This is a genomic window from Hydrogenophaga taeniospiralis (assembly GCF_020510445.1).
Taxonomy (GTDB): Bacteria; Pseudomonadota; Gammaproteobacteria; order Burkholderiales; family Burkholderiaceae_C; genus Hydrogenophaga.
Map to the genome: position 1 here is coordinate 2,830,014 of NZ_JAHBAG010000001.1, position 23,330 is coordinate 2,853,343.

The 23,330-nt window shown below is 67.2% G+C and carries 20 protein-coding genes; 12 read left to right on the forward strand and 8 right to left on the reverse strand.

All coding sequences use genetic code 11. The annotated features are described in order from the left end of the window. The first annotated feature begins 22 nt into the window (after window positions 1–22). From KIH07_RS13610 to KIH07_RS13620, 3 genes are read left to right on the forward strand one after another with little or no spacing between them, the layout of a single operon-like run. Window positions 23–976, forward strand: coding sequence for a histone deacetylase family protein (locus KIH07_RS13610; RefSeq protein WP_226492483.1), 954 nt, complete (start codon window positions 23–25; stop codon window positions 974–976). Continuing rightward, window positions 969–1,760 (forward strand): enoyl-CoA hydratase, encoded by a 792-nt coding sequence (locus tag KIH07_RS13615; RefSeq protein ID WP_226492484.1) that lies wholly within the window; start codon window positions 969–971, stop codon window positions 1,758–1,760. The genes KIH07_RS13610 and KIH07_RS13615 overlap by 8 nt, the downstream gene beginning before the upstream one ends. 22 nt (window positions 1,761–1,782) lie before the next feature. Beyond that, window positions 1,783–3,111, forward strand: coding sequence for a mechanosensitive ion channel family protein (locus tag KIH07_RS13620; RefSeq protein ID WP_226492485.1), 1,329 nt, complete (start codon window positions 1,783–1,785; stop codon window positions 3,109–3,111). Here the strand turns inward: KIH07_RS13620 and KIH07_RS13625 are convergent. The 3 genes from KIH07_RS13625 to KIH07_RS13635 all read right to left on the reverse strand — a co-directional run bounded on the left by KIH07_RS13625 (window position 3,098) and on the right by KIH07_RS13635 (window position 6,011). Next, window positions 3,098–4,393, reverse strand: coding sequence for a TRAP transporter large permease (locus tag KIH07_RS13625; protein WP_226492486.1), 1,296 nt, complete (start codon window positions 4,391–4,393; stop codon window positions 3,098–3,100). The genes KIH07_RS13620 and KIH07_RS13625 overlap by 14 nt on opposite strands. Beyond that, entirely contained in the window at window positions 4,390–4,893 is a 504-nt protein-coding gene (locus KIH07_RS13630) for a TRAP transporter small permease (protein ID WP_226492487.1), read from the reverse strand. The genes KIH07_RS13625 and KIH07_RS13630 overlap by 4 nt, the downstream gene beginning before the upstream one ends. Before the next feature lie 104 nt (window positions 4,894–4,997). After that, complete coding sequence (locus tag KIH07_RS13635; RefSeq protein WP_226492488.1) at window positions 4,998–6,011, reverse strand: TRAP transporter substrate-binding protein; 1,014 nt, start codon at window positions 6,009–6,011, stop codon at window positions 4,998–5,000. A gap of 369 nt (window positions 6,012–6,380) precedes the next feature. Between KIH07_RS13635 and KIH07_RS13640 the strand changes: the two genes are divergently transcribed. The 4 genes from KIH07_RS13640 to KIH07_RS13655 all read left to right on the forward strand — a co-directional run bounded on the left by KIH07_RS13640 (window position 6,381) and on the right by KIH07_RS13655 (window position 11,234). Continuing rightward, window positions 6,381–7,130, forward strand: coding sequence for an electron transfer flavoprotein subunit beta/FixA family protein (locus tag KIH07_RS13640; RefSeq protein ID WP_226492489.1), 750 nt, complete (start codon window positions 6,381–6,383; stop codon window positions 7,128–7,130). 148 nt (window positions 7,131–7,278) lie between these two features. Next, window positions 7,279–8,211 (forward strand): electron transfer flavoprotein subunit alpha/FixB family protein, encoded by a 933-nt coding sequence (locus KIH07_RS13645; protein ID WP_226492490.1) that lies wholly within the window; start codon window positions 7,279–7,281, stop codon window positions 8,209–8,211. 162 nt (window positions 8,212–8,373) lie between these two features. Then, window positions 8,374–10,164, forward strand: a complete 1,791-nt coding sequence (locus KIH07_RS13650) for an acyl-CoA dehydrogenase (RefSeq protein WP_226492491.1) — start codon at window positions 8,374–8,376, stop codon at window positions 10,162–10,164. An 89-nt stretch (window positions 10,165–10,253) separates the two neighbouring features. Further along, entirely contained in the window at window positions 10,254–11,234 is a 981-nt protein-coding gene (locus tag KIH07_RS13655) for an NAD(P)H-dependent flavin oxidoreductase (RefSeq protein WP_226492492.1), read from the forward strand. Window positions 11,235–11,314: 80 nt separating this feature from the next. On the opposite strand, the gene KIH07_RS13660 is transcribed toward KIH07_RS13655, so the two are convergent. Together KIH07_RS13660 and KIH07_RS13665 are read right to left on the reverse strand one after the other, a co-directional pair. After that, window positions 11,315–13,639, reverse strand: a complete 2,325-nt coding sequence (locus tag KIH07_RS13660) for a penicillin-binding protein 1A (RefSeq protein ID WP_226492493.1) — start codon at window positions 13,637–13,639, stop codon at window positions 11,315–11,317. A 140-nt stretch (window positions 13,640–13,779) separates the two neighbouring features. After that, window positions 13,780–14,805, reverse strand: a complete 1,026-nt coding sequence (locus KIH07_RS13665; RefSeq protein ID WP_226492494.1) for a LacI family DNA-binding transcriptional regulator — start codon at window positions 14,803–14,805, stop codon at window positions 13,780–13,782. 180 nt (window positions 14,806–14,985) lie between these two features. Here KIH07_RS13665 and KIH07_RS13670 point away from each other — a divergent pair, with 180 nt between their 5' ends. The 5 genes from KIH07_RS13670 to KIH07_RS13690 all read left to right on the forward strand — a co-directional run bounded on the left by KIH07_RS13670 (window position 14,986) and on the right by KIH07_RS13690 (window position 19,958). Further along, window positions 14,986–15,534, forward strand: a complete 549-nt coding sequence (locus KIH07_RS13670) for a gluconokinase (protein ID WP_226492495.1) — start codon at window positions 14,986–14,988, stop codon at window positions 15,532–15,534. After that, complete coding sequence (locus tag KIH07_RS13675; protein WP_226492496.1) at window positions 15,531–16,022, forward strand: TRAP transporter small permease; 492 nt, start codon at window positions 15,531–15,533, stop codon at window positions 16,020–16,022. The genes KIH07_RS13670 and KIH07_RS13675 overlap by 4 nt, the downstream gene beginning before the upstream one ends. A 4-nt stretch (window positions 16,023–16,026) precedes the next feature. Further along, window positions 16,027–17,319 (forward strand): TRAP transporter large permease, encoded by a 1,293-nt coding sequence (locus KIH07_RS13680; protein ID WP_226492497.1) that lies wholly within the window; start codon window positions 16,027–16,029, stop codon window positions 17,317–17,319. Between the two features lie 36 nt (window positions 17,320–17,355). Next, a complete protein-coding gene (locus KIH07_RS13685; RefSeq protein ID WP_226492498.1) occupies window positions 17,356–18,378 on the forward strand; it encodes a TRAP transporter substrate-binding protein in 1,023 nt (340 codons plus the stop codon). Window positions 18,379–18,641: 263 nt separating this feature from the next. After that, on the forward strand, window positions 18,642–19,958 hold the full coding sequence (locus KIH07_RS13690) for an enoyl-acyl carrier protein reductase FabMG (RefSeq protein WP_226492499.1): 1,317 nt from the start codon (window positions 18,642–18,644) through the stop codon (window positions 19,956–19,958). 115 nt (window positions 19,959–20,073) lie between these two features. On the opposite strand, the gene KIH07_RS13695 is transcribed toward KIH07_RS13690, so the two are convergent. The 3 genes from KIH07_RS13695 to dalD form a co-directional block, all read right to left on the reverse strand. Next, window positions 20,074–21,009: an AraC family transcriptional regulator gene (locus tag KIH07_RS13695; RefSeq protein WP_226492500.1), complete on the reverse strand. Its 936-nt coding sequence runs from the start codon at window positions 21,007–21,009 to the stop codon at window positions 20,074–20,076. Between the two features lie 102 nt (window positions 21,010–21,111). Then, a complete protein-coding gene (locus tag KIH07_RS13700; RefSeq protein ID WP_226492501.1) occupies window positions 21,112–21,900 on the reverse strand; it encodes an L-iditol 2-dehydrogenase in 789 nt (262 codons plus the stop codon). Beyond that, complete coding sequence (gene dalD, locus KIH07_RS13705; RefSeq protein ID WP_226492502.1) at window positions 21,897–23,312, reverse strand: D-arabinitol 4-dehydrogenase; 1,416 nt, start codon at window positions 23,310–23,312, stop codon at window positions 21,897–21,899. The genes KIH07_RS13700 and dalD overlap by 4 nt, the downstream gene beginning before the upstream one ends. Between the last annotated feature and the right edge of the window lie 18 nt (window positions 23,313–23,330).

The window sequence follows — 23,330 nt, forward strand, 5'->3', positions numbered from 1 at the left end:
CGAACCATACCGTAAAACCACCATGAGTCAGGCCACCGGCTTTTTCACACACAAGAATTGTTGGAGACACGAGATGGGCGACGGGCACCCCGAATGCCCTCAGCGGCTCGACGCGATCGAAGACCGCCTGCTCATCACCGGACTCGACCACGCGCTGGAGCGCCGCGAGGCGACTCCCGCCTCCATGGCCGACCTGGAACTGGCCCACGGGCGCATGCACCTGGCGTCGCTGCGCGGCCTCTCCGACGGGCTGCGCGACGAGATCGCCGCTGGCGGCCCGACGCACGCGCAGGTCGATCCGGACACCTCCATCAACATCCACTCCTGGGACGCGATCCTGGTGGCCGCTGGCGCCGCCATCGATGCCACCGACGCGGTGCTCGCCGGCGAGCTGCTCAACGCCTTCTGCGCCGTGCGCCCGCCCGGCCACCACGCCACCCGTAACCAGGCCATGGGCTTCTGTTTCGTTAACAACGTGGCGGTGGCCGCCAAGTACGCGCTGGAGCGCCACGGCCTGAAACGCGTGGCCATCGTCGATTTCGACGTGCACCACGGCAACGGCACCGAGGACATCGTGGCCGGCGACGAGCGCATCCTCATGTGCAGCTTCTACCAGCACCCGTTCTACCCGGTGTGCGAACACTCCACCGCCAGCAATCTGGTCAACCTGCCGGTGCCGGCCTACACCAAGGGCATGGACATCCGCGAGCTGATCGACACGATGTGGCTGCCGCGGCTGGACGCGCACCGGCCCGAGCTGATTTTCATCAGCGCCGGCTTCGACGCCCACCGCGAAGATGACATGGGCCAGCTCGGCCTGGTGGAGCAGGACTACGCCTGGATCACGCAGCGCATCAAGGAAGTGGCGCAGCGCCACGCCCGGGGCCGCATCGTCAGTTGCCTCGAAGGCGGCTACGACCTGAGCGCGCTGGCGCGCAGCGTGGAAGCCCACCTGAGGGTTCTTGCCGATGTCTGACACCACCCATACCCCCCTGCTGTTGACGCACCACGATGCGCGCGGCGTGCACACCCTCACGCTGAACGCGCCGCGCAGCTTCAACGTGCTCTCCGAAGCCATGATGGCCGCGATGCAGGCCGCGCTGGACGCGGTGGCCGCCGACCCGCAGGCGCGCGCGGTGGTGATCGCCGCCAACGGCCGCGCCTTCTGCGCCGGACACGATCTGAAGGAAATGAAGGCCCGGCCTGACGTGGCGTACTACCAGGCGTTGTTTGCCACCTGCTCGAAACTGATGATGAGCATCCGCAAACTGGAGGTGCCGGTGATCGCGCGGGTGCAGGGCCTGGCCACGGCTGCGGGCTGCCAGTTGGTGGCGCAGTGCGATCTGGCGGTGGCCGTGAGCGAGGCCAGTTTCGGCGTGAACGGCATCGACGTCGGCCTGTTCTGCGCCACGCCCAGCGTGGCCCTGTCGCGCAACATGCTGCCCAAACAGGCGATGGAGATGCTGCTCACCGGCGATTTCATCTCGGCCGAGGAAGCGAAAAGCCGGGGACTGGTGAACCGCGTGGTGGCCGCCGACGCGCTCAACGCGGAGCTGGCCACGCTGGTGGATCGCATCGTGGCCAAACCGCGCGAGGCCCTGGCCATGGGCAAGGCGCTGTTCTACCGCCAGCTGGAGACCGGCATGGAGTCGGCCTACCAGCTCGCCGGGCAGACCATGGCCTGCAACATGGCCCACGAGGTGGCCCAGGAAGGCGTGCAGGCCTTCATCGACAAACGCGCGCCCCGCTGGCGCGCCTGAACATTTCCCGTTTTCCTGCTTCATGTCCATTACCGTTTCCACCACCCCCCAGCCCATCGACGACTTCGACCTCTGGATCGCGGGTTTCACCCAGCCCACCGTGCTGATCGAGCTTGGTGCCCTGGCCCTGTGCATCGCCCTGGCCAGCGGCCTGACCTGGCTGCTGCGCCGCTCGCTGGTCATGCAGGACGAGAAGACCTCCGTGCTGTTTGGCCGGCACCTCGTTGACGGGGTGATGTTTCCGCTGCTGCTGCTCACGCTGGGGTACATCGCGCGTGCCCTGCTCACCCAGACGGTGCCGCTGGCGGTGTTCAAGGTGGCCATTCCGGTGCTGGTCTCGCTGGTGGTGATCCGCGTGGGCGTGAAGGTGCTGCAGGTCGCTTTTGCCAGCGCGCCCTGGGTGAAGGTGCTGGAGCGCACCATCTCCTGGCTGGCCTGGCTGGCGATGGTCCTGTGGGTCAGCGGCCTGCTGCCGGTGGTCCTCAACGAGCTGGACCAGATCCAGTGGAAGATCGGCGCCTCCACCATCAGCCTGCGCACCATGATCGAAGGCGCGCTCACCGCCGGTGCGGTGCTCATCCTCTCGCTGTGGGTGTCCTCCGCCATCGAGCGGCGGTTGTTGCGCAAGGCGGTCGGCGGAGACCTCTCGCTGCGCAAGGCAGTGAGCAATGCCACGCGTGCGCTGCTCATGTTCCTGGGGCTCATCCTGGCCCTGTCGGCGGTGGGTATCGACCTCACGGCGCTCTCGGTGCTGGGCGGCGCCATCGGCGTGGGCATCGGCTTTGGCCTGCAGAAACTGGCGGCCAACTACGTCAGTGGCTTCGTGATCCTGGCCGAGCGCAGCATGCGCATCGGCGACAACGTCAAGGTGGATGGCTTCGAGGGGCGCATCACCGACATCAATGCGCGCTACACGGTGATCCGTTCGACCACGGGCCGCGAGTCCATCGTGCCCAACGAGATCCTGATCACCAACCGGGTGGAGAACCTGTCCCTGGCCGACGGCCGCCTGTGGCAGTCGACGGTGGTGTCGGTGGCCTACAACAGCGATGTGGAGCTGGTCTCGCGCCTGCTGATGGAGTCCGCCATGGCCCACCAGCGCGTGCTGATCGAACCGGCGCCTTCGGTGGCGCTGTCGGCCTTCGGCGCTGACGGGCTGGAGTTCACGCTGGGCTACTGGATCGCGGACCCCGAAAACGGCACGCTCAATATCCGCTCGCTGATCAACCGCAGCGTTCTGCAGGCGCTGCGCGCCCACCGCATCGAAATCCCGTACCCGCAGCGCGTGCTGCACATCCAGCCGCGGGCTGCGGCGGAGGTGGCGCCCATCCCGCCCGCTAGCGACTCATGAAGCCGGGCAGCCACAAGGCGATGGCCGGGAACGCGATCAGGATGCCCAGCCGCACCACGTCGGCCATCACGAAGGGCCACACGCCCTGAAAGATGCTGCGCAACCGAACGCCCGGCAGCAGCGAGTTGATGACGAACAGGTTCATGCCCACCGGTGGCGAGATCATGCCGATCTCCACGATGGTGACGATCAGGATGCCGAACCACACGGGATCAAAGCCGAGCGCGGTGATCACCGGGTAGAACACCGGGATGGTCAGCAACACCATGGACAGCTCTTCCATGGCCAGGCCCAACACGATGTAGATGGCCATCATCACGATCACCACCATGATGGGGTTCGGGCTGAATTGCACGATGAAATCGCGCAGATCGCCGGGCATGCTGGTGAAGTTGACGAAGTTGCTGAAGATCATGGCACCGATCAGGATGGTGAACAGCATGGCGGTGGTGCGGGTACTTTCCACCAGGATTTCCAGCACCTCGCGCGGGCTCAGCGTGCCACGCAGCAGGGCGAACAGGAAGGCGCCCGAGGCGCCGATGCCCGCGCCTTCGGTGGCGGTGAACACGCCACCATAGATGCCGCCGATGACCAGCCCGAACAGCACCGCCACACCCCAGATGCCGCTCAGCGCCTTGAGACGCTGGCTCCAGGTGCTGCGTTCGGCACGCGGACCGGCCGATGGATCGCGCCACGTGATGAACACCACGGCCAGGCAAAGACAGACGATGGCCAGGATGCCCGGAAGGATGCCCGCCACGAACAGCTTGCCGATGTCGGTCTCGGTGATGATCCCGTAGATCACCATGATGGTGGACGGCGGGATCATGATGCCCAGCGTGCCACCGGCCGCGATGGCGCCCGTGCTCAGCGAGTCCTTGTAGCCGTGCGCCTTCATCTCCGGATAGGCCACGCGTGTCATGGTGGCCGCCGTGGCGATGGACGAGCCACAGATGGCCCCGAAGCCGCCCGAGGCAATGATGCTCGCCATGGCCAGGCCGCCGCGTTTGTGGCCCACAAAGGAGTTGGCGGCCGAATACAGTTCGCGCGCCATGCCGGCTCGGGCCACGAAGTTGCCCATCAGGATGAACAGCGGGATCACCGAGAGCACGTAGTGAAAGCCGGTTTCGAAAATCACCTGGCTGGTGCTGGCGAAGGCGGGTTGCCAGCCGCGCAGGATACCCAGCCCGGCCAGACCCACGATGGACATGGAGATGGCCAACGGAATGCGCGCCAGCGCGAGCATGAAAACAGCGATGAACCCCAGTCCGGCTTCGATCATGTGGCCGCTCCCGGGTGGCCGCCGGCACTTTCGCGGACATGAGGCGCGAACACGAACACCAGATGGATCAGGGCGGTGACCACCAACAATCCGGCCATCAGCCAGGCCACGGGCGCAATTGACAGCTGAAGGTGCACCGTGGTGTCACCGTACTCCTCGAAACGCTCGGCGCGCATGGCCATGAGCCGTCCCAGGAAGCCGAAGGCTCCGGCACACACCAGGTTGACCAGACGGGCCTGCACCGATCGCAGCCATTCGGGGATGTAGCCATCAAAGGAGTCGAACACCACGTGTTCGTTGCGCCACGACACCAGGGGCAGCGCGGCAAAGATCACGATCACCATCAGCACTTCGGTGATCTCCAGCCCGCCCGGGACCGAGTGGTCAAAGAACTTGCGCCCAATCACGTCCACGAGGGTGAGCCACATCAGGGAAAAGAGCGCCATGGCGGCCATGATGCCGGTGGACCAGTACAGCAACCGGTCGAGTTTTTTCAGCATGTCGTGCTTTCAGGATGTAAAGAAGCCGATGGGTGACAGCTCGGGCTGTCGGTCCCATCGGCCTGCAGATGCGAGCCAATGCAAGAAACGTGCTCGACGTCTGTCTATTTCGCCTTGGCGATTTCGGCGCGGAACTCGGCCAGCACGCCCTTGGGGTTCTTCAGCCCCTTGACCTGCGCGGCGGCGGCCCACTTGGTTTCCAGGTAGTCCTGCTTGTCCATGACCGCCTTCACGAACGCCTTGTCGGCGGCGACGCGGGTCACCCCCATGGACTTCTGCATGTCGCGGCTGGCCGCATCCACCTTGTCCCAACCCTCGCCGAACATGCGCGCGGCGACTTCGCCGGAGAGTTTGTCCACCACGGCCTTGTCCTGCGGCGACAGGCCCTTGTACTTGTCCTCGTTCATCATGAACACGAAGCTGGTGTTGTACAGACCGCCAGGGAAGGTGGTGGCGTGTTTGACCATGCCGAGCTTGAACGACGCCACGGATTCGTCGGGGAAAAAGGTGCCGTCCATCACACCGGTGGAAAGCAGCTCGAAAGACTCGGGCGCCGGCTTGAGCGTGGTGTTCCAGCCCATGGCTTTGGAGAGCTCGTTGATGTTGCCCCCGCCAATGCGGAACTTCAGCGTGGCCGCGTCAGCGGCCGAGGCCACCGGCTTCTTGCTGTTGAAGATGATGCCGGGGCCGTGCGTGAACACCGCCAGCGCCTTCACACCGCGGTGCTCGCCCAGCGGCGCGAAGTATTTGCTGTAGATGCGCTGGTAGGCCACCGAAGTCGCCACCGAGCTGTCGCCCAGGAACGGAAACTCGGCCACCTGGGTGTTGATGAAACGGCCCGGCGTGTAGCCGTCCACGGTGTAGGAGATGTCGGCCAGACCGTCGCGCACCGCGTCAAACGTGCCGGGAGGCGCGGCCACGCTCTTGGGCAGGATGTTGCACTTCATGCGGCCCGCGCTTTCCTTCTCCAGCAGATCGCACCAGTTCTTCTGCACCGTGCTCAGCGTGTGCGTGGGAGGCAACCAGCTGGAGACGGTGAAGACGGTCTGGGCAGACGCGAGCCCGCTGGTCAGTACCGTGGTGGACAGGGCGGCGGCGAACAGGTGGCGAAGTTTCATGCAGGGTCTCCGATGATCGGCGGGGCGGTGGAACGAGCGTGCGGGACGTCCATAGAATGGTCCGATTCAATATAGGCGAAGACCCCGGCGCTCCAACTCCAGACTTACCCGAATTAGCCGACCGAATGGTTGGTTAATGTGTTCCGAAGCCACCGTTTTGAACCTGCGAAGACCAAGGGGCTTTGTGTCGCGCCAGCGTTCCCCTATAATCCTGAAAAAGCACGACCGTTCGTTTTTTGGTGCTGACGCATGGGCGGCACCGGCGGGCGGTTCCTTCCTTGCCCATACAAGGGGGCGTCATACAATCTCTGGAATTGACGTGCACGTCAATTCGGACCCTGTTTTCACAACCATCTGGAGCAACCCAACATGAAGGTCATCGTCCCCGTCAAACGCGTGGTGGATTACAACGTCAAGGTGCGCGTCAAGAGCGACGGTACGGGCGTGGACATCGCCAACGTCAAGATGAGCATGAACCCGTTTGACGAGATCGCGGTGGAAGAAGCCGTGCGCCTGAAGGAGAAGGGCGTCGTCACCGAAGTCATCGCCGTCTCCTGCGGCGTGACCCAGTGCCAGGAAACCCTGCGCACCGCCATGGCCATCGGCGCGGACCGCGCCATCCTGGTGGAAACCGCCGAAGAACTGCAGCCCCTGGCCGTGGCCAAGCTGCTCAAGGCCCTGGTGGACAAGGAACAGCCCGGCCTCGTGATCCTGGGCAAGCAGGCCATCGACGACGACTGCAACCAGACCGGCCAGATGCTCGCCGCCCTGGCGGACCTGCCGCAAGGCACTTTCGCCAGCAAGGTCGAGGTGGTCGACGGCAAGGTGAACGTGACCCGTGAAGTCGACGGCGGTCTGGAAACCCTGAGCCTGTCGCTGCCGGCCATCGTCACCACCGACCTGCGCCTGAACGAGCCGCGCTACGTGACCCTGCCCAACATCATGAAGGCCAAGAAGAAGCAGATGGACATCGTCAAGCCCGAAGACCTCGGCGTGGACGTGAGCCCGCGCATCAAGACCTTGAAGGTCAGCGAGCCGCCCAAGCGCGGTGCGGGCATCAAGGTGCCGGATGTGGCGACCTTGGTCGAGAAGCTGAAAAACGAGGCGAAGGTGATTTGACCCCCCGCGCCGCGGGACCGGCCCCCCCGCGCCGCCTGCGGCGTCACCCCCCAGGGGGCGCGCCTGGTGGCCCGGCAAAGCCGGTTCCACGGGCGCCTGGAAAAAGACACCTCATTTGATCCGTATCTGGTTTTAAGGAATTCAAGTCATGACCGCACTCGTCATTGCCGAACACGACAACGCCACCATCAAGGGCGCCACGCTCAACACCGTCGCCGCCGCCGCCCAGTGCGGGGGTGAGGTGCACGTGCTGATCGCCGGCCACAACGCCGGCCCGGCCGCCGCTGCCGCTGCCCAGATCGCCGGCGTGTCCAAAGTCATCCACGCCGACGCCGAGTACCTCGCGCACGGCCTGGCTGAGAACATGGCCGCCCAGGTGCTGGCCATCGCCGGCAACTACAGCCACATCCTGTTCCCCGCCACCGCCAGCGGCAAGAACATCGCCCCGCGCGTGGCCGCCAAGCTCGACGTGGGCCAGATCAGCGACATCACCAAGGTGATCGCCGCCGACACGTTTGAGCGTCCGATCTACGCCGGCAACGCGATTGCCACCGTGCAGAGCGGCGACGCCACCAAGGTCATCACGGTGCGCACCACCGGCTTCGACCCGGCCGCCGCCACCGGTGGATCGGCCGCCGCGGAAACCCTGGCAGCCCAGGCCGACAGCGGCAAGAGCACGTTCCTGGGCAGCGAAATCGCCAAGAGCGACCGCCCCGAACTCACCGCCGCCAAGATCATCGTCTCGGGTGGCCGGGCGCTGGGCAGCGCCGAGAAGTTCAACGAAGTCATGACCCCGCTGGCCGACAAGCTCGGTGCCGCCCTGGGCGCGAGCCGTGCCGCGGTGGACGCGGGCTACGCCCCGAACGACTGGCAGGTCGGTCAGACCGGCAAGATCGTCGCGCCCCAGCTGTACGTGGCCTGCGGCATCTCGGGTGCGATCCAGCACCTGGCCGGCATGAAGGATTCCAAGGTGATCGTGGCGATCAACAAGGACCCCGAGGCCCCGATCTTCTCGGTGGCCGACTACGGCCTGGAGGCCGATCTGTTCGAGGCCGTGCCCGAGCTGATCAAGGCGCTGTAAGCCTGAACGGACTTCCACGCTGTCATCGAGGCAGCAACTTCACAAGAGCGACAACGCCATCCAGCAGCAGCCGCGGAACCGGCTTCGCCGGGCCGCAGGCTGCGCCCCCTTGAGGGGGTGACGCGCAGCGGCGCGGGGGTGGATCTAATTTCTGGAGACCACATGAGCTACACCGCACCCCTCAAGGACATGCTGTTCAACATCCAGCACCTGGCTCGCATCGACCAGGTGGCGCAGCTGCCCGGTTTTGAGGACGCCGGGTTTGAAACGGCGCAGGCCGTGCTGGAGGAGTGCGCCAAGCTCAACGAGGGGGTGATCGCGCCGCTGAATTTCGAGGGCGACAAGAACCCCTCTTTCTTCAAGGACGGCCAGGTCACCACCACGCCCGGCTTCAAGGACGCCTTCCGACAGTACGCCGAAGGCGGCTGGCAGGGCCTGCAGCACCCGGTGGACTTCGGCGGCCAGGGCCTGCCCAAGACCATCGGTTCGGCCTGCACCGAAATGCTCAACAGCGCCAACATGAGCTTTGCGCTGTGCCCGCTGCTGACCGACGGCGCCATTGAAGCGCTGATCACCGCCGGCAGCGACGACCTGAAAGCCATCTACCTGGAAAAGCTGGTGAGCGGCGAATGGACCGGCACCATGAACCTGACCGAGCCGCAGGCTGGCAGCGATCTGGCCGCGGTGCGCAGCCGCGCCGAACCCCAGCCCGACGGCAGCTACAAGGTGTTCGGCACCAAGATCTTCATCACCTACGGTGAACACGACATGGCACAGAACATCGTGCACCTCGTGCTGGCCCGCGTGACCGGTGCGCCCGAGGGCGTGAAGGGCATCAGCCTGTTCGTGGTGCCGAAGTTCATGGTCAACCAGGACGGCTCGCTCGGTGCGCGCAACGACGTGCATTGCGTCAGCATCGAACACAAGATGGGCATCAAGGCCTCGCCGACCGCCGTGCTGCAGTACGGCGACCATGGCGGCGCCGTGGGCTACCTCGTGGGCCAGGAAAACCGTGGTCTGGAATACATGTTCATCATGATGAACGCCGCGCGTTACGCCGTGGGCGTGCAGGGCATCGCGATCGCCGAGCGTGCCTACCAGAAGGCCGTGGGCTACGCGAAGGACCGTGTGCAGAGCCGCCCGGTCGACGGTTCGCTGAGCGCCGCCGCGCCCATCATCCACCACCCCGATGTGAAGCGCATGCTCATGACCATGCGCGCCAGCACCGAGGGTTGCCGCGCGATGGCCAGCGTGGCCGCTGCCGCCTACGACGCGGCGCACCACCACCCGGACGCCGATGCCCGCAAGGACAACGCGGCGTTCTACGAGTACCTGGTGCCGCTGGTCAAGGGCTACAGCACCGAGATGAGCCTGGAGGTCACCTCGCTGGGCGTGCAGGTGCACGGCGGCATGGGCTTCATCGAAGAAACCGGCGCCGCCCAGTACTACCGCGACGCCAAGATCCTCACCATCTACGAAGGCACGACCGCGATCCAGGCCAACGACCTGGTGGGCCGCAAGACGGCGCGCGACGGTGGCACCAACGCCAAGGCCATCGCGGCACAGATCGAGAAAGCCGAAGCCGAACTCACGGCCTGCGGCAGTGCCAACGCGCTGGCCGTGGTCAAGCGCCTCACGGCCGCGCGCCAGGCCTTCGTGGAGGTGGTGGAGTTCATCGCCGCCAACACCAAGAGCAACCCCAACGCCGCCTTCGCCGGCAGCGTGCCCTACCTCATGCTCGCGGGCAACGTGGTGGCGGGCTGGCAGCTGGCGCGTGCGCTGCTGGTGGCCGAAGACCAGCTGGCCGCCGGCACCGACGTGGCCTTCATGCAGGCCAAGATCACCACCGCGCGCTTCTACGCCGACCACATCCTGAGCCGCGCTCCGGGCGTGCGCGACAGCATCTGCGAAGGTGCCGACGCGGTCACGGCCATGGCCATCGACGCGTTCTAGACCCCCTGCACCCTGTTGCTGCGGCGACAGGGTGTTCGGGCTCGCTGACCCAGAATCCAGCCAGCTTTTCGATCCACCACGGAGACACCATGACCACCCGCCAACGCTACCTGCCCCCGGTGCTGAAGAACATCCGGTTCCCGGTGATCGGCTCGCCGCTGTTCATCATCAGCAACCCCAAGCTCGTCATTGCCCAGTGCAAGGCTGGCGTGGTGGGCGCCATGCCGGCGCTCAACGCGCGCCCGGCCGCCCAGCTGGAAGACTGGCTGGCCGAGATCACCGAGGCCCTGGCCGCGCACGACGCCGCCAACCCGGACAACAAGGCCGCGCCTTTCGCCATCAACCAGATCGTGCACAAGAGCAACGACCGGCTGGAGCACGACATGGGCCTGTGCGCCAAGTACAAGGTGCCGATCATCATCACCAGCCTGGGCGCGCGCGAAGACGTGAACCAGGCCGTGCACAGCTGGGGCGGCGTGGTGCTGCACGACGTGATCAACAACGTGTTCGCGCACAAGGCGATCGAGAAGGGCGCCGACGGCCTGATCCCGGTGGCGGCCGGTGCCGGCGGCCACGCCAGCGTGAAGAGCCCGTTTGCCATGGTGCAGGAGATCCGCGAGTGGTTCGACGGCCCGATCGCGCTCTCGGGCGCCATCGCCTCGGGCGGCGCGATCCTGGCCGCGCAGGCCATGGGCGCCGACTTCGCCTACATCGGCTCGGCCTTCATCGCCACCGAGGAGGCCCGCGCCGTGGACGGCTACAAGCAGATGATCACCGAGTGCAATTCGGACGACATCGTCTACAGCAACTTCTACACCGGCATCCACGGCAACTACCTGAAGGGCAGCATCCGCAACGCCGGCATGGACCCCGACCACCTGCCCGAGAGCGACCCGAGCAAGATGAACTTCTCCACCGGCGAAGGCGCCAACGCGGCCAAGGCCTGGAAAGACATCTGGGGCTGTGGTCAGGGCATCGGCGCGATCCGCGAGGTGATGCCGGCGGCCGATCTGGTGGCGCGCTTCAAGCGCGAATACGCCGAGGCCAAGGCGCGCATCTGCATGGGCTGAGCGCGTCGCGGACCGTTTGAAAAAGCCGGCCTTGGGCCGGCTTTTTCGTGTCGGCCGCGCGGTGGTCCCGGCTGGCGCGCTCAGGGCGTGATCACGCCCTGCAGCAACTCCAGCAGGCTCTTGGGCCGCTCCGTTTCAGGGGGCTGCGGGGGCGTGGCGTACTGCGTGCCGCCGGTGTCGGAAATGCTGCTGACCCAGTGGCCGCCCAGCCACTCGCTGTAGAGCCAGTCGCTGCCCGCGTACGCCAGCCCGGCGGGTGGTTCGGCGGGCGGGGCCTCGGGCACGCCCTTGAGCGCCGCGGCCATGTAGTCGGTCCAGATCGGCAGCGCCAGCCGACCGCCGGATTCGCGCTCGCCCAGGCTGCGCGGGTTGTCGAAGCCCATCCAGACCGCGGTGGCCAGCGTGGGCTGGTGGCCGACGAACCAGGCGTCCACCGCGTCGTTGGTGGTGCCAGTCTTGCCATAAATGTCGGCGCGCTTGAGCGTGGCCTGGGCCCTGGCCCCTGTGCCCACGCGGGCCACGTCGTTCAGCAGGCTGTTCATCACGAACGCATTGCGCGCGGGGATGGCGCGGTTGTCGTCGGTCAGGGGTTCCGGCGGCGGTGCCTCGAACAGCAGCTTGCCCTGGGCGTCGGTGATCTTTTCCACCACCACCGGCGCCACGCGCCAGCCACCGTTGGCCAGCGTGGCGTAGGCCCGCGCCATCTGCAGCGGCGTGGCGCTGCCCGTGCCCAGCGCCAGCGTGAGGTTGTCGGGCTGGCGCTGCGCTTCCAGGCCAAACCGGGTGACCCACTCGCGCGCGCGTTGCGTGCCCACATGCTGCAGCACGCGCACGCTCGCCAGGTTGCTCGACTTCGTCAGCGCTTCCCGCAGCGTGATCGGGCCGGCGTGCTGACCGCTGCTGTTGTCCGGGCTCCAGCCGTTGGCCGCGGTGTAGGGCGTGTCGTCCACCAGGGTGGCGGGCATCACGCGCTCTTCCAGCGCGGCCGAGTACAGCAGCGGCTTGAAGGCCGAGCCGGGCTGGCGCCAGCCCTGCGTCACGTGGTTGAAGGGCTGGCGTGTGAAATCGAAACCGCCGACGAGCGCACGCACGCGGCCGGTGTGCGTGTCCAGCGCCACCAGCGCGGCCTCGGCCTCGGGCCATTGCGAGATCGCCCACGTCGGCTCGGTCTTGCCCTTGCCGTTGCCCGTGTTCACCACCCGCACGATGGAGCCGCGCTCCAGCTTCAGCGGTGCCTGGGCCTTGGGCGCGAGCCCCGCCTGTGCCCAGCGCAGGCCCTCGCCCTGCAGGCTGATGTGTTCCCCGCTGGCGAGCTGCACTTTCAGCAGCTTCGGGCTGGCCGTCAACACCACGCCCACGCGCAGCGTCTCGTCGTCGGGGTGGTCTTTCAGCGCTTGCGCGGCCGCGCGCTCCAGCTCGGGGCCGTCGTTGTCGTCGGGCAGGGTTTCGTGGTCTTCCGGGCCACGCCAGGCGCCACGGCGGTCGAAGGCCAGCACGCCGCGCTGCACCGCTTCGTGGGCGGCGCGCTGGTCGGCCGCGCGCAGCGAGGTCGTCACGCGCAGCCCCCGCGAATAGGCGTCGGTGCCAAAACGCTCCACCACCGCGCGGCGCGCCATTTCGGCCACATGCCCGGCGTGCACGCTGCGCAGGCCCTGCGGGCGCACCACGATCTCTTCGGCGCGGGCGGCGGCCAGCTCCTGGTCGGTGATCACACCCACGGTGCGCATGCGCGAGAGCACCACGCGCTGGCGCTTGATGGCGCGCTCGAAGTTGCTCACCGGGTTGGCGTAGTAGGGGTTCTGCGGCAGGCCGGCGAGCAGGGCGGTCTCGGCCAGCGAGAGCTGGTCCATGGGTTTGCCGAAATAGGTCTGCGCCGCCGCGGCAAAGCCGTAGGCACGCTGGCCGAGGAAGATTTCGTTGAGGTAGATCTCCAGGATGCGGTCTTTGGAGATGGCCTGCTCCAGCTTGAGCGCGAGCACGATTTCCTTGGCCTTGCGCTCGGCGGTGAACTCGCGCGTGAGCAGCATGGTGCGCACCAGTTGCTGCGTGATGGTGGAGGCGCCCTGTCGGCGCCCGCCCGTGAGCGCGGCCACCACCGCGCGCGCCATGCCTTTGGGGTCCACCCCGGAATGTTCGCGAAAGCGCGCGTCTTCCACGGCCAGCACCGCGTCCTGCAGCAGCTTGGGCGTTTGTGCCAGCGGCACGTATTCGCGCCGCTCGGCGCCGAACTGCGCGATCTCCACGCCGTCAGCGGTGAACACCTGCAGCGGCAGCTTGGGCGTGTAGTGGACGATGCGGTCCAGGGGCGGCAGCTCGAAGGTGGACGCCGCTGCGGGGGGCAGGGCGAGCGCGGTGGGCAGCAGCACCAGGGCGAGCCATGCGCGGTGCGGGAAAAACTGGAACATGGGACGGAATTGTCCGGGATGTGTGTGAAGCGAATAAGGAGCGGCCGAGATTTCCGGTATCCGGGCGTGATTGTCGTGCAGGAGGGCCGCTCTGCGCGTCCCATCCGGACGCGGTGCCCGCCCTGGCGGGCGCGTCCGGGTCAGGTGCTGCCGCGCACCACCAGCTCGAAGCCCAGGTCGAGCGCACCCGGCGAGGGGGAGTCGCCCCGCATGAGCTCCAGCAGCATCTGCGCGCTGGCTTCGCCCATGGCGCGCCGCGGGGTGCGCACGGTGGTGAGCGGGGGCACCATGAGATCGCTGCCCGAGAGGTCGTTGAAGCCGGCCACCGCGATGCGCTCGGGCACGGCGATCTTCAGGCGCAGCGCCGCGAGCAGGCCGCCCTGGGCCAGATCGTCGTTGCAGAAGAACACGGCGTCCACCTCGGGCCGGGTGCGCAACAAATCCTCAAGCAGTTCGCCGCCCAGGCGCATGGAGGAGGGCTGTGGGCTGAGCAGTTCCAGTCGCGCGTCGTACACGCCGTGTTGGCGCAGGCAGCGCCGGTAGCCCTCGGCGCGCTGCATGGTGCGGGGGTCGAGCTGGGCCGCCACGAACGCGATGCGCTGGCGCCCGCGCTGCAGCAGGTGTTCGGCGATGGCGTAACCCGCGTCGATCTGCGAAAAACCCACGCAGTGCACGCCGGGGGCGGTGGTCAGTTCCATCAGGTGCACGCAGGGCACGCCACTGGTGGCGAGCAGGGCCCGCGCGGCCTCGGTGCGGTCGAATCCGGTGAGCAGCAGGCCGGCCGGGCGGTGCGCCAGGTAGCTGCGCAGCAGTTGCTCTTCCTGCAGGGGTTCGTAGTGCGTCACGCCAATGAGTGTCTGGTAGCCGTGGGGCAGCAGGGTGCGGTGCACGGCTTCGAGCACATCGACGAACAGCGCGTTGGACAACAGGGGCACCAGCACCGGCACTTGCGTGCTGCGTTGCGAGGCCAGGGCGCGCGCGGCCGGGTCGGGCACATAGCCCAGTTGCTGCGCGGCCTGCTTCACGCGCTCCACCAGCCCGGCGGCCACGCCGCGTTCGCCACGCAGCGCCCGCGAGGCGGTGATGGGGCTCACATCGGCCGCGCGGGCCACGTCGCTCAGGGTGGTGCGGCCACTGTGGCGGCGCTTGCGTTCGGTGGGTTCCAAGGGTTTTCCCGGTATGTGTGGTGGAAATGTTGGCGTTAGGATAGCGCTGTCCAATGGATTTCACCCCCCGAACTTACCCTGAACGCTTCCCCGTATGTTGCCGCAAAATATCCACCATGCCGATCTGCAGCGGGTCTCTTGTCGCCGCTTTTTTTTGAACCGATGGGATAGCGCTACCAAATGAAAAATTTCCCCAAAAACGGCAGCCTGGTCGTGATGGGCGTGGCGGGTTGCGGCAAGTCCAGCCTGGGCCAGCTCTGCGCCGAAGCGCTCGGTCTGCCGCTGCTCGAAGGCGACGATTTCCATTCCCCCTCGAACGTGAGCCGGATGCGCAGTGGCACGCCGCTGAGTGACGACGACCGCGCCGCCTGGCTCGACACCCTGGCCGGGCAGTTGCAGGCCCATCCGCAGGGGGTGGTGCTCACCTGTTCGGCGCTCAGACAGCGCTACCGCGACCGGCTGCGCGCCGCAGCGCCCGGTCTGCGCTTCGTTTTTCTCGACCTCACGCAGGAACAGGCGCGCGAACGAGTGGCCGCCCGGTCCGCGCACTTGTTTCCGGTGAGCCTGGTGGCGAGCCAGTTCGCCACGCTGGAAGACCCGAGCGAAGAGCCCGGTGTGCTGCGACTGGACGCTACCCGCCCGCTGTCCGAGTTGGGCGCCGCCGTCGTGCGCTGGATGCGTGGCACCGAAGCCAGCGCTCTGGCGCAACCCCTGGAGACCAAACCATGAAACCGGGTCATTTGCTCAAACACGGGGCCGAGGCCCTGCTGGCGCTGTGTCTGCTGGGCATGGTGGTCTGCGTGTTCGGCAACGTGGTGCTTCGCTACGGCTTCAACAGCGGCATCAACGCGACCGAAGAGCTGTCGCGCCTGTTGTTCGTCTGGATGGTGTTCCTGGGCGCGACCGCTGCTTACCCGATGGGCCAGCACATGGCTTTCACCAGTCTGGTGGGGGTGCTGCGCGACCGGCCCGTGGTGTTCGCCATCGCCACGCTGGCCATCCGCCTGCTGGTGCTGCTGGCCTGCGTGCTGCTGGGCCGCGGCGCCTGGCAGCAGGTGGTGGTGGGCATGGACAGCAACTCCGTGGTGCTGGGCTACCCGGTGGCGCTGCTGCCGCTGCCCGCGCTGCTGTGCGCGCTGGCCATCGGGTGCATGGTGCTGATCGAGATCGTGCGGCGCACGCCGCTCGACCTGGGCCACCAGGCCGAAATGGAGTGACACGATGACCATTGAAGCAATGGCCTTCGTGGTCTTCATCGCCGGCATGGTGGTGCTCATGGGCATCGGCATGAACATGGCGTTCGCGTTGCTGCTCACCGGGGCCGCCATGGCCTGGGTGATGGATTTCTGGGACACCCAGCTGCTGGCCCAGAACATGGTGGCCGGCGTCGACAGCTTTCCGCTGCTGGCCGTGCCTTTCTTCATCCTCGCGGGCGAACTGATGAACACGGGCGGCATCAGCCGCCGCATCATCGACATGGCGCAGGCCTGGGTCGGCCACGTGCGCGGCGGGCTGGGCTATGTGGCCATCGGCGCCGCGGTGCTGCTCTCGGCCATGTCGGGCTCGGCGCTGGCCGACGCGGCGGCCATGTCCGCCATCCTGCTGCCCATGATGCGCAAGCACGGCTACCCGGTGGCCTCGTCCGCCGGGCTGATTGCCGCGGGCAGCGTGATCGGCCCGATCATCCCACCGTCGATGGCCTTCGTGATCTACGGCGTGACGACCAACACCTCGATCTCGGCGCTGTTCATCTCGGGCATCGTGCCCGGCCTGATCATGGGCGCCGCGCTGGTGGTGACCTGGCGCGTGGTGCTGCGCAAGATGGCGTTGCAGAGCCACCCGCCGGTGCCCATGGCCGAGCGTCTGCGCCTCACCGGCCGCGCGGTCTGGGCGCTGTTCATGCCGGTGATCATCATCGGCGGCATGAAAAGCGGCGTGTTCACCCCGACCGAGGCCGCCGTGGTGGCCGCGGCCTACGCGCTGGTGATCGCGCTCTTCGTGCACCGCGAGATGCGCCTGCCCGAGCTGTATGGGGTGCTGGTGCGCGCCGCGAGCACCACCTCGGTGGTGATGTTCCTGTGCGCCGGTGCCGCCGTGGCCAGCTACATGATCACGCTGGCCGACCTGCCGTCCACACTCACCGGCTGGCTGGGGCCGCTGGTGGAGCACCCGCGCGTGCTCATGGTCACCATGATGCTGGTGCTGGTGCTGATCGGCACCGCGCTCGACCTCACGCCCACCATCCTGATCTTCGCGCCGGTGATGCTGCCCATCGCCGTGAAGGCGGGCATCGACCCGGTGTACTTCGGGCTGATGTTCGTGCTCAACGGCGCGATCGGCCTGGTCACGCCGCCCGTGGGCACGGTGCTCAACGTGGTGGCCGGTGTGGGGCGCCTGCCCATGCACCAGGTCATCAAGGGCGTCAACCCGTTCCTGCTCGCCTACCTCATCGTTCTCGGCCTGTTCATCGTGTTCCCGCAGATCGTCACCGCGCCCGTGGCCTGGATGCGCTGACGTTTCAACCTTACCCACTGCTCCAAGGAGACTGTCATGACCCTGTTTCGCCGCACCCTCATCGCCGCCACCGCCGCGGCCGCGCTCGCCACCCCGTTCACCGCCAGCTGGGCGCAGGACATCAAGCCGCGCATCATCCGCTTCGGCTACGGCCTGAACGAAATCTCCAACCAGGGCCGTGCCACCAAGGTGTTCGCCGACGAGGTGGAAAAAGCCTCGGGCGGCAAGATGAAAGTCCGTGCCATCGGCGCGGCCGCGCTCGGCTCGGACGTGCAGATGCAGCAGGCCCTGATCGGCGGCGCGCAGGAAATGATGGTGGGCTCCACCGCCACGCTGGTGGGCATCACCAAGGAGATGGCGATCTGGGACACCCCCTTCCTGTTCGACAACGCCAAGGAGGCCGACGCCGTGCTCGATGGCCCGGTGGGCCAGAAGGTGATGGACAAGCTGCAGGAAAAGGGGCTGGTCGGCCTGGTGTACTGGGAGAACGGTTTCCGCAACCTCACCAACAACAAACGCGCCGTGACCAAGCTCGAAGACATGGACGGCATCAAGCTGCGCGTGATGCAGAACACCGTTTTCATCGACAGCTTCAAGACCCTGGGCGCCAACGCCGTGCCGCTGCCGTTCTCCGAGCTGTTCACCGCGCTGGAAACCAAGACCGTCGACGGCCAGGAGAACCCGTACAACACCATTCTTTCCAGCAAGTTCTACGAGGTGCAGAAGTACCTGACCGTGACCAACCACGTCTACAGCCCCTGGATCGTGCTGGTGAGCAAGAAGTACTGGGATGCCCTGAGCCAGGCCGAGCGCACGGTCTTGCTCAATGCCGCGAAGAAGAGCCGCGACTTCGAGCGCCAGGACACGCGCACCGAGGCCGACAAGGCGCTGGCCGACCTGAAGGGCAAGGGCATGCAGATCAACCAGCTCTCGCCCGCCGAAGCCAACCGCATGCGCGCGAAGCTGGAGGCGGTGAACACCGGCATTGCCGCCAATGTGGGTGAAGGCCTGTGGAAAGAGGTGCAGGGCGCCGTGGCGCAGGCGCGCGGCGGCAAATAATCGCTGCCCCTGCGCTGCGGTGAAGCCGGCCTTGCCCAAGGCCGGCTTTCTTCTTTCTGGTTTGAGGGGCGATTGCGCGATCCGGCCGCGGACCGGTGCTGGCGGGCCTGTAACCGGGCGGAAACGGCGGCGCCCGCTCTCCGGTAGAGTACGCCCCTCAAACGGTTCGCACGTTTGGGGGTAGCCTTGGTGGCCCCGGACTGCCGCGAGACCGACCCGGCTGCGGCCGCGGTGCTCCCTCTTCACACACCCACAGAATCGACATGAACGGTCCTATCGCCCTGACTCAACTTCCCCAGAAAAACATCTTTCGCGCAGGCGACGTGTTCGTGCTGTTCGGTGAACTGTTCGGCCGCGGCTACGCCAACGGCCTGGTCAACGAAGCACGCCAGGCGGGCATGACGGTCATTGGCATCACCGTGGGCCGCCGCGAAGCCGACGGCACGCTGCGCCCGCTGACCGACGAAGAGCTCGCCGCGGGCGAAGCCAACCTGGGCGGCAAGATCATCAACGTGCCGCTGATGGCCGGTTTTGACATGGACGCCCCGGCCGGCACCCCCACGCCCACGGAAATGCTGGGCAAGCTCACCCTCAAGACCTGGACCGAGGACAAGCTCGACTGGGACCACATCGCGACATGCCGCGAGGTCGGCGTGGCGCGCTTCAAGACCTCGCTGGCCCAGGTCATGGCCACGCTCGACGGCATGATCCCCGACGGCCGCAACGTCTTTTTCGCCCACACCATGGCCGGTGGCATCCCCAAGGCCAAGGTCTTCCTCGCCATCGCCAACCGCGTCTACAAGGGCCGGGGCGATCGCCACCAGTCCTCGCAGGTGCTGCTCGACAGCGATCTGGGCAAGCTGATCCTGCAGAACTTCGACGAAGTCTCGGCCAACACCTTCGGCCACCTCATCGAAGCCAGCGCGGCCATCCGGGAGCGCGCCGAGCGCAACGGCGGCCAGGTCCGCTACAGCGCCTACGGCTACCACGGCACCAGCATCCTCATCGGCGACGAGTACCTGTGGCAGACCTACAGCAACTACACCCAGGGCTACGCCAAGATGCGGCTGGAGCGCATCGCCCAGGCCGCGTGGGAGCAGGGCATCCGCGCCACGGTCTACAACTGCCCCGAGATCCGCACCAATTCGTCGGACATCTTTGTCGGCGTCGAGCTGCCGCTGTTCTCGCTGCTGCGCGCGCTCAAGCGGGAAAACGGCGGCGCCTGGGCCGAAGCCCAGTGGCAGGCCTGCCGCGAGCTGCTGAGCGAGGCCGGCGCGCTCGACACCGTGATGCAGAAGATCGCCGACTTCTACGCCACCGACGTGATGAAGGGCTACGGCAACTTCGCCGCCTGGCCCATGCCCAACAGCCAGGGCCTGGCCGACCTGATGATCGGCGCCTCCGACGACATCGTGGCCATGCACAAGGAGCGCACAGCCCTCATCACCGACCTGCTCAGCGCCCTGGTGATCGAAGCCTCCGGCACCCTGATGTTCCGCGAATGCTCAGCCCCCAGCGGCCCGGTGCTCTGGCTCAACCACGACATCATCGCCCGCCAGCTCAACCAGGCGCACGGCTGAGCGGGAGCGCGACCCGCCACGCAAGAAGGGACTTATCCCAGGGCACCGCCGGGCCGGCTCCGCCGGACGGCCAGTGCCGCCCCCTGGGGGGGTAGCGCGAAGCGCTGCAGGGGGGTCAAACAGCTCCACGAAACCGGGTGAGCGACTGCTTGCGGAACTCGCTCGGCGTCATGCCCTTGATTTCGAGGAAGCGGCGGTTGAAGTTGGCCACGTTGTTGAAGCCCACTTCGTAGCAGATGTGGGTGACCTGCTGCTCGCTGTCCATCAGCAGTTGGCAGGCGCGGCTGATGCGCACGCGGTTGACGAAATCGGTGAAGGTGTTGCCGGTGGCGCGGCGGAAGAAGCGGCTGAACCTGCTCTCGCTCATGCCCAGTTCGGCGGCCAGCGCGGCGGCGGAGTGTTCTTCCGACAGGTGCTCGGTGATGCGGCTGACGACGGCGTCGATCTGGTCGAGCGAGGCGTCGTCGTCGGTGCTCTGCAGCTGCACGGCCGACAGCAGCCGGTAGTCGGTGCAGGCGGCCAGGTCGCACATGAAGTCGCAGAACGCGGTGAAGCGGCGCAGGCCGCGTGTGTTCTTGACCTTGTGCCAGTGGGCCTCGGCGGCCTCGGACAGGCCGAAGAACTCGATGCCGTGTTTGGCGCGCTCCAGCAGCGGCAGCACCTCGGCCAGTTCGGGGATGGTGTCGCTGGCGCGCACCAGCGGCTCGTGTGAAAACTGGATCACCAGGTCGCGCAGCGGCACCCCGCCCTGGGGCAGGTCCATGCTGACCCAGTTGTGCGGCAGGCGCGGGCCGGTGAGCACCAGCTGGCCGGGCTGGAACGGCCCGATCCAGTCGCCCACGAAGACCTTGCCGCTGGTGGCGGTGATCAGGTGCAGTTCGTATTCGTCGTGGTAGTGCCAGCGTGCCAGCGGGGTGGGAAAACCGTGGGCCAGGCAGCGCACGAAACCCACCTCGGTCGGCGACTCGTAGCCCAGGTCGGGCGAGCGCGCGTACTCGTGTTCCAGCTCGGGCCTGAGCTGGCGCGGGGTGGCGTGCGTCTTGGCGGTCATGGCGTTGCGAAACGGGATGCCCGCCGGGCCGCCCCAAGGGCGTCCGCGCCCCCTTGGGGGGCAGCGACCCGCGCAGCGGTGGAGCGTGGGGGCTTCATGTTTTCAGTTCATGACGTTACCACCGTCCACATTCAGCGTCTGCGCCGTGATGTACGAGGCCTCGTCGCTGGCGAGGAAAATCGCGGCGCCGCACAGGTCGGTGGGATCGCCCATGTGGCCAAGGGGAACGGCCTCGCCGACGCGCTTTTTCTTCTCGCCGATCGGCAGGTTTTCGTATTTGGCGAACAGCGCGTCCACGTCTTTCCACATGGGCGTGGCGATCACGCCGGGGGCGATGCCGTTGACGCGGATCCGGTGTGGCGCCATGGCGAGCGCGGCGCTCTGGGTGTAGCTGATGATGGCGGCCTTGCTCGCGCAGTAGTGCGACACCAGCGCCTCGCCGCGACGACCGGCCTGCGAGGCCATGTTGATCACCGCGCCGCCCTGCACCTGGTTGGCCACCATGTGGGCCAGCACCTTTTGCATGACGAAGAACGCGCCCTTGACGTTGACCGCGAAGATCCGGTCGTACATGGCTTCATCGCTTTCCAGCAGCGGCGCCATGTCGAAGATGGCGGCGTTGTTGAACAGCGTGGTGATGGCGCCGAAGCGGGCGCTGGCCGCGTGGATCAGCGCGTCCACCTGTTCGGGCCGGGTCACGTCGGTGGGCAGGTATTGCAGGCTGTCGGGGTAGGCCTGGAGCAGCCGGGTCAGCTCGGGCGACGCGGCCTTGCCGATGTCGGCCACTGTGCAGCGTGCGCCCTGTTGCAGGTAGGCGGTGGCCACGGCCAGGCCGATGCCGCCCGCGGCGCCGGTGAGCAGGGCATGTTTGTGGGTCAGTCGAAGGCTCATGGTGTGGTGTGTTCGCGGATGAAGGATTGAACGCGCGCGAAGGCATCGCGCAGGGCTTGGACGAGGCGGGGATCGCTGGCCAGCGCGCCCCAGAGCGTGGGGTCGGCGGCGAAGGCGGCCACCGGGTCGGCGGCGTCGCAGATGGCGTGGGCCGCGGCCGGGTCCATGGCCTGGTCCTGGTAGGCGTAGGGCAGCGTGCCCTGGTGCCAGCGCTGCAGGCAGGCCAGGAAGAGGGCGGGCAGCAGGGCCACGCTGGCGATGCTGTCGGCGCGCGCGAGCCTGTCGCGGATGGTGGGCGCGATCATGCCGGGGATCTTGGCGAAACCGTCCATGGCCACGCGCTGGTTGGTGTCCTGGATGGCGGGGTTGCCGAAGCGGTCGAGCACCACGTCGCGGTAGGCCGCCAGATCGATCGGGCTGGGCAGCAGCACGGGAATCGCGTCGTCGCTGACGTAGTCGTGGGCCATCTTCCGGATCGCCGGGTCGTGCGTGCCCTCGTGGATGTAGCGGTGTCCCACCAGCGTGCCGGCCCAGGCGATGCAGCTGTGGGTGGCGTTGAGCAGGCGGATCTTGGCTTCCTCGTAGGGCTGCACCGAGTCCACCAGTTCCACGCCCACGCGCGCCCAGTCGGGCCGGCCGGCGATGAAGTGGTCTTCGATCACCCACTGGATGAAGCTCTCGCCCATGACCGGGGCGCGGTCGTCCCAGCCGGTGGCGGCCCGCACGCGCTCGGCCACGTCGGGCGTGGGGCGCGGCGTGATGCGGTCGACCATGGCGTTGGGGCTGGTGGTGTGGGTCTGCACCCAGTCGGCCAGCGCGGTGTCGCCCAGGGCTTCGATGAACTGCAGCAGGCCACCGCGCGAGCGCTCGCCGTTGTGGCGCAGGTTGTCGCAGTTGAGCAGGGTGACGGGGCCGCTGTGGTGCTGCATGCGCGCGCGCAGCAGGGTGGCGAGCGCGCCGTAAAGGGTGTGGCCGGCCTGGCCGGCGCGCACGGCCTCCAGGTCGGCGCGCAGGTCGGGGAAGCTGGGCCAGTCGAGGCGGTCGTTCGCGTCGAGGTAGTAGCCGGCCTCGGTGACGGTGAAAGAGATGATGCGCGTGGACGGCGCCACGGCCAGGGCGATCAGCGGCGCCAGATCGGCCTGGTAGGGCAGCACGTGGCGGATCGACTCGATGCGCGTGTAGCTGCGCTCGCCCTGCGGCGTGACGGTCTCCAGCGTGTAGGCGCCGCCCTGGGCGCGCAGCGCGGCCACCGTCTCGGGCATGTCGGGCCGCAGGTTGCCGCCCGCGATCACCCAGCGGGCGTCGCCCAACTGGTGCAGCCGGTGCAGGTAGAGCGCCTGGTGGGCGCGGTGGAACGAGCCCAGCCCCAGGTGCAGGATGGTCAGCTCGGCGGAAGAAGAAGGCGTGCTCATGGTGGCGAAGGGAAGGCG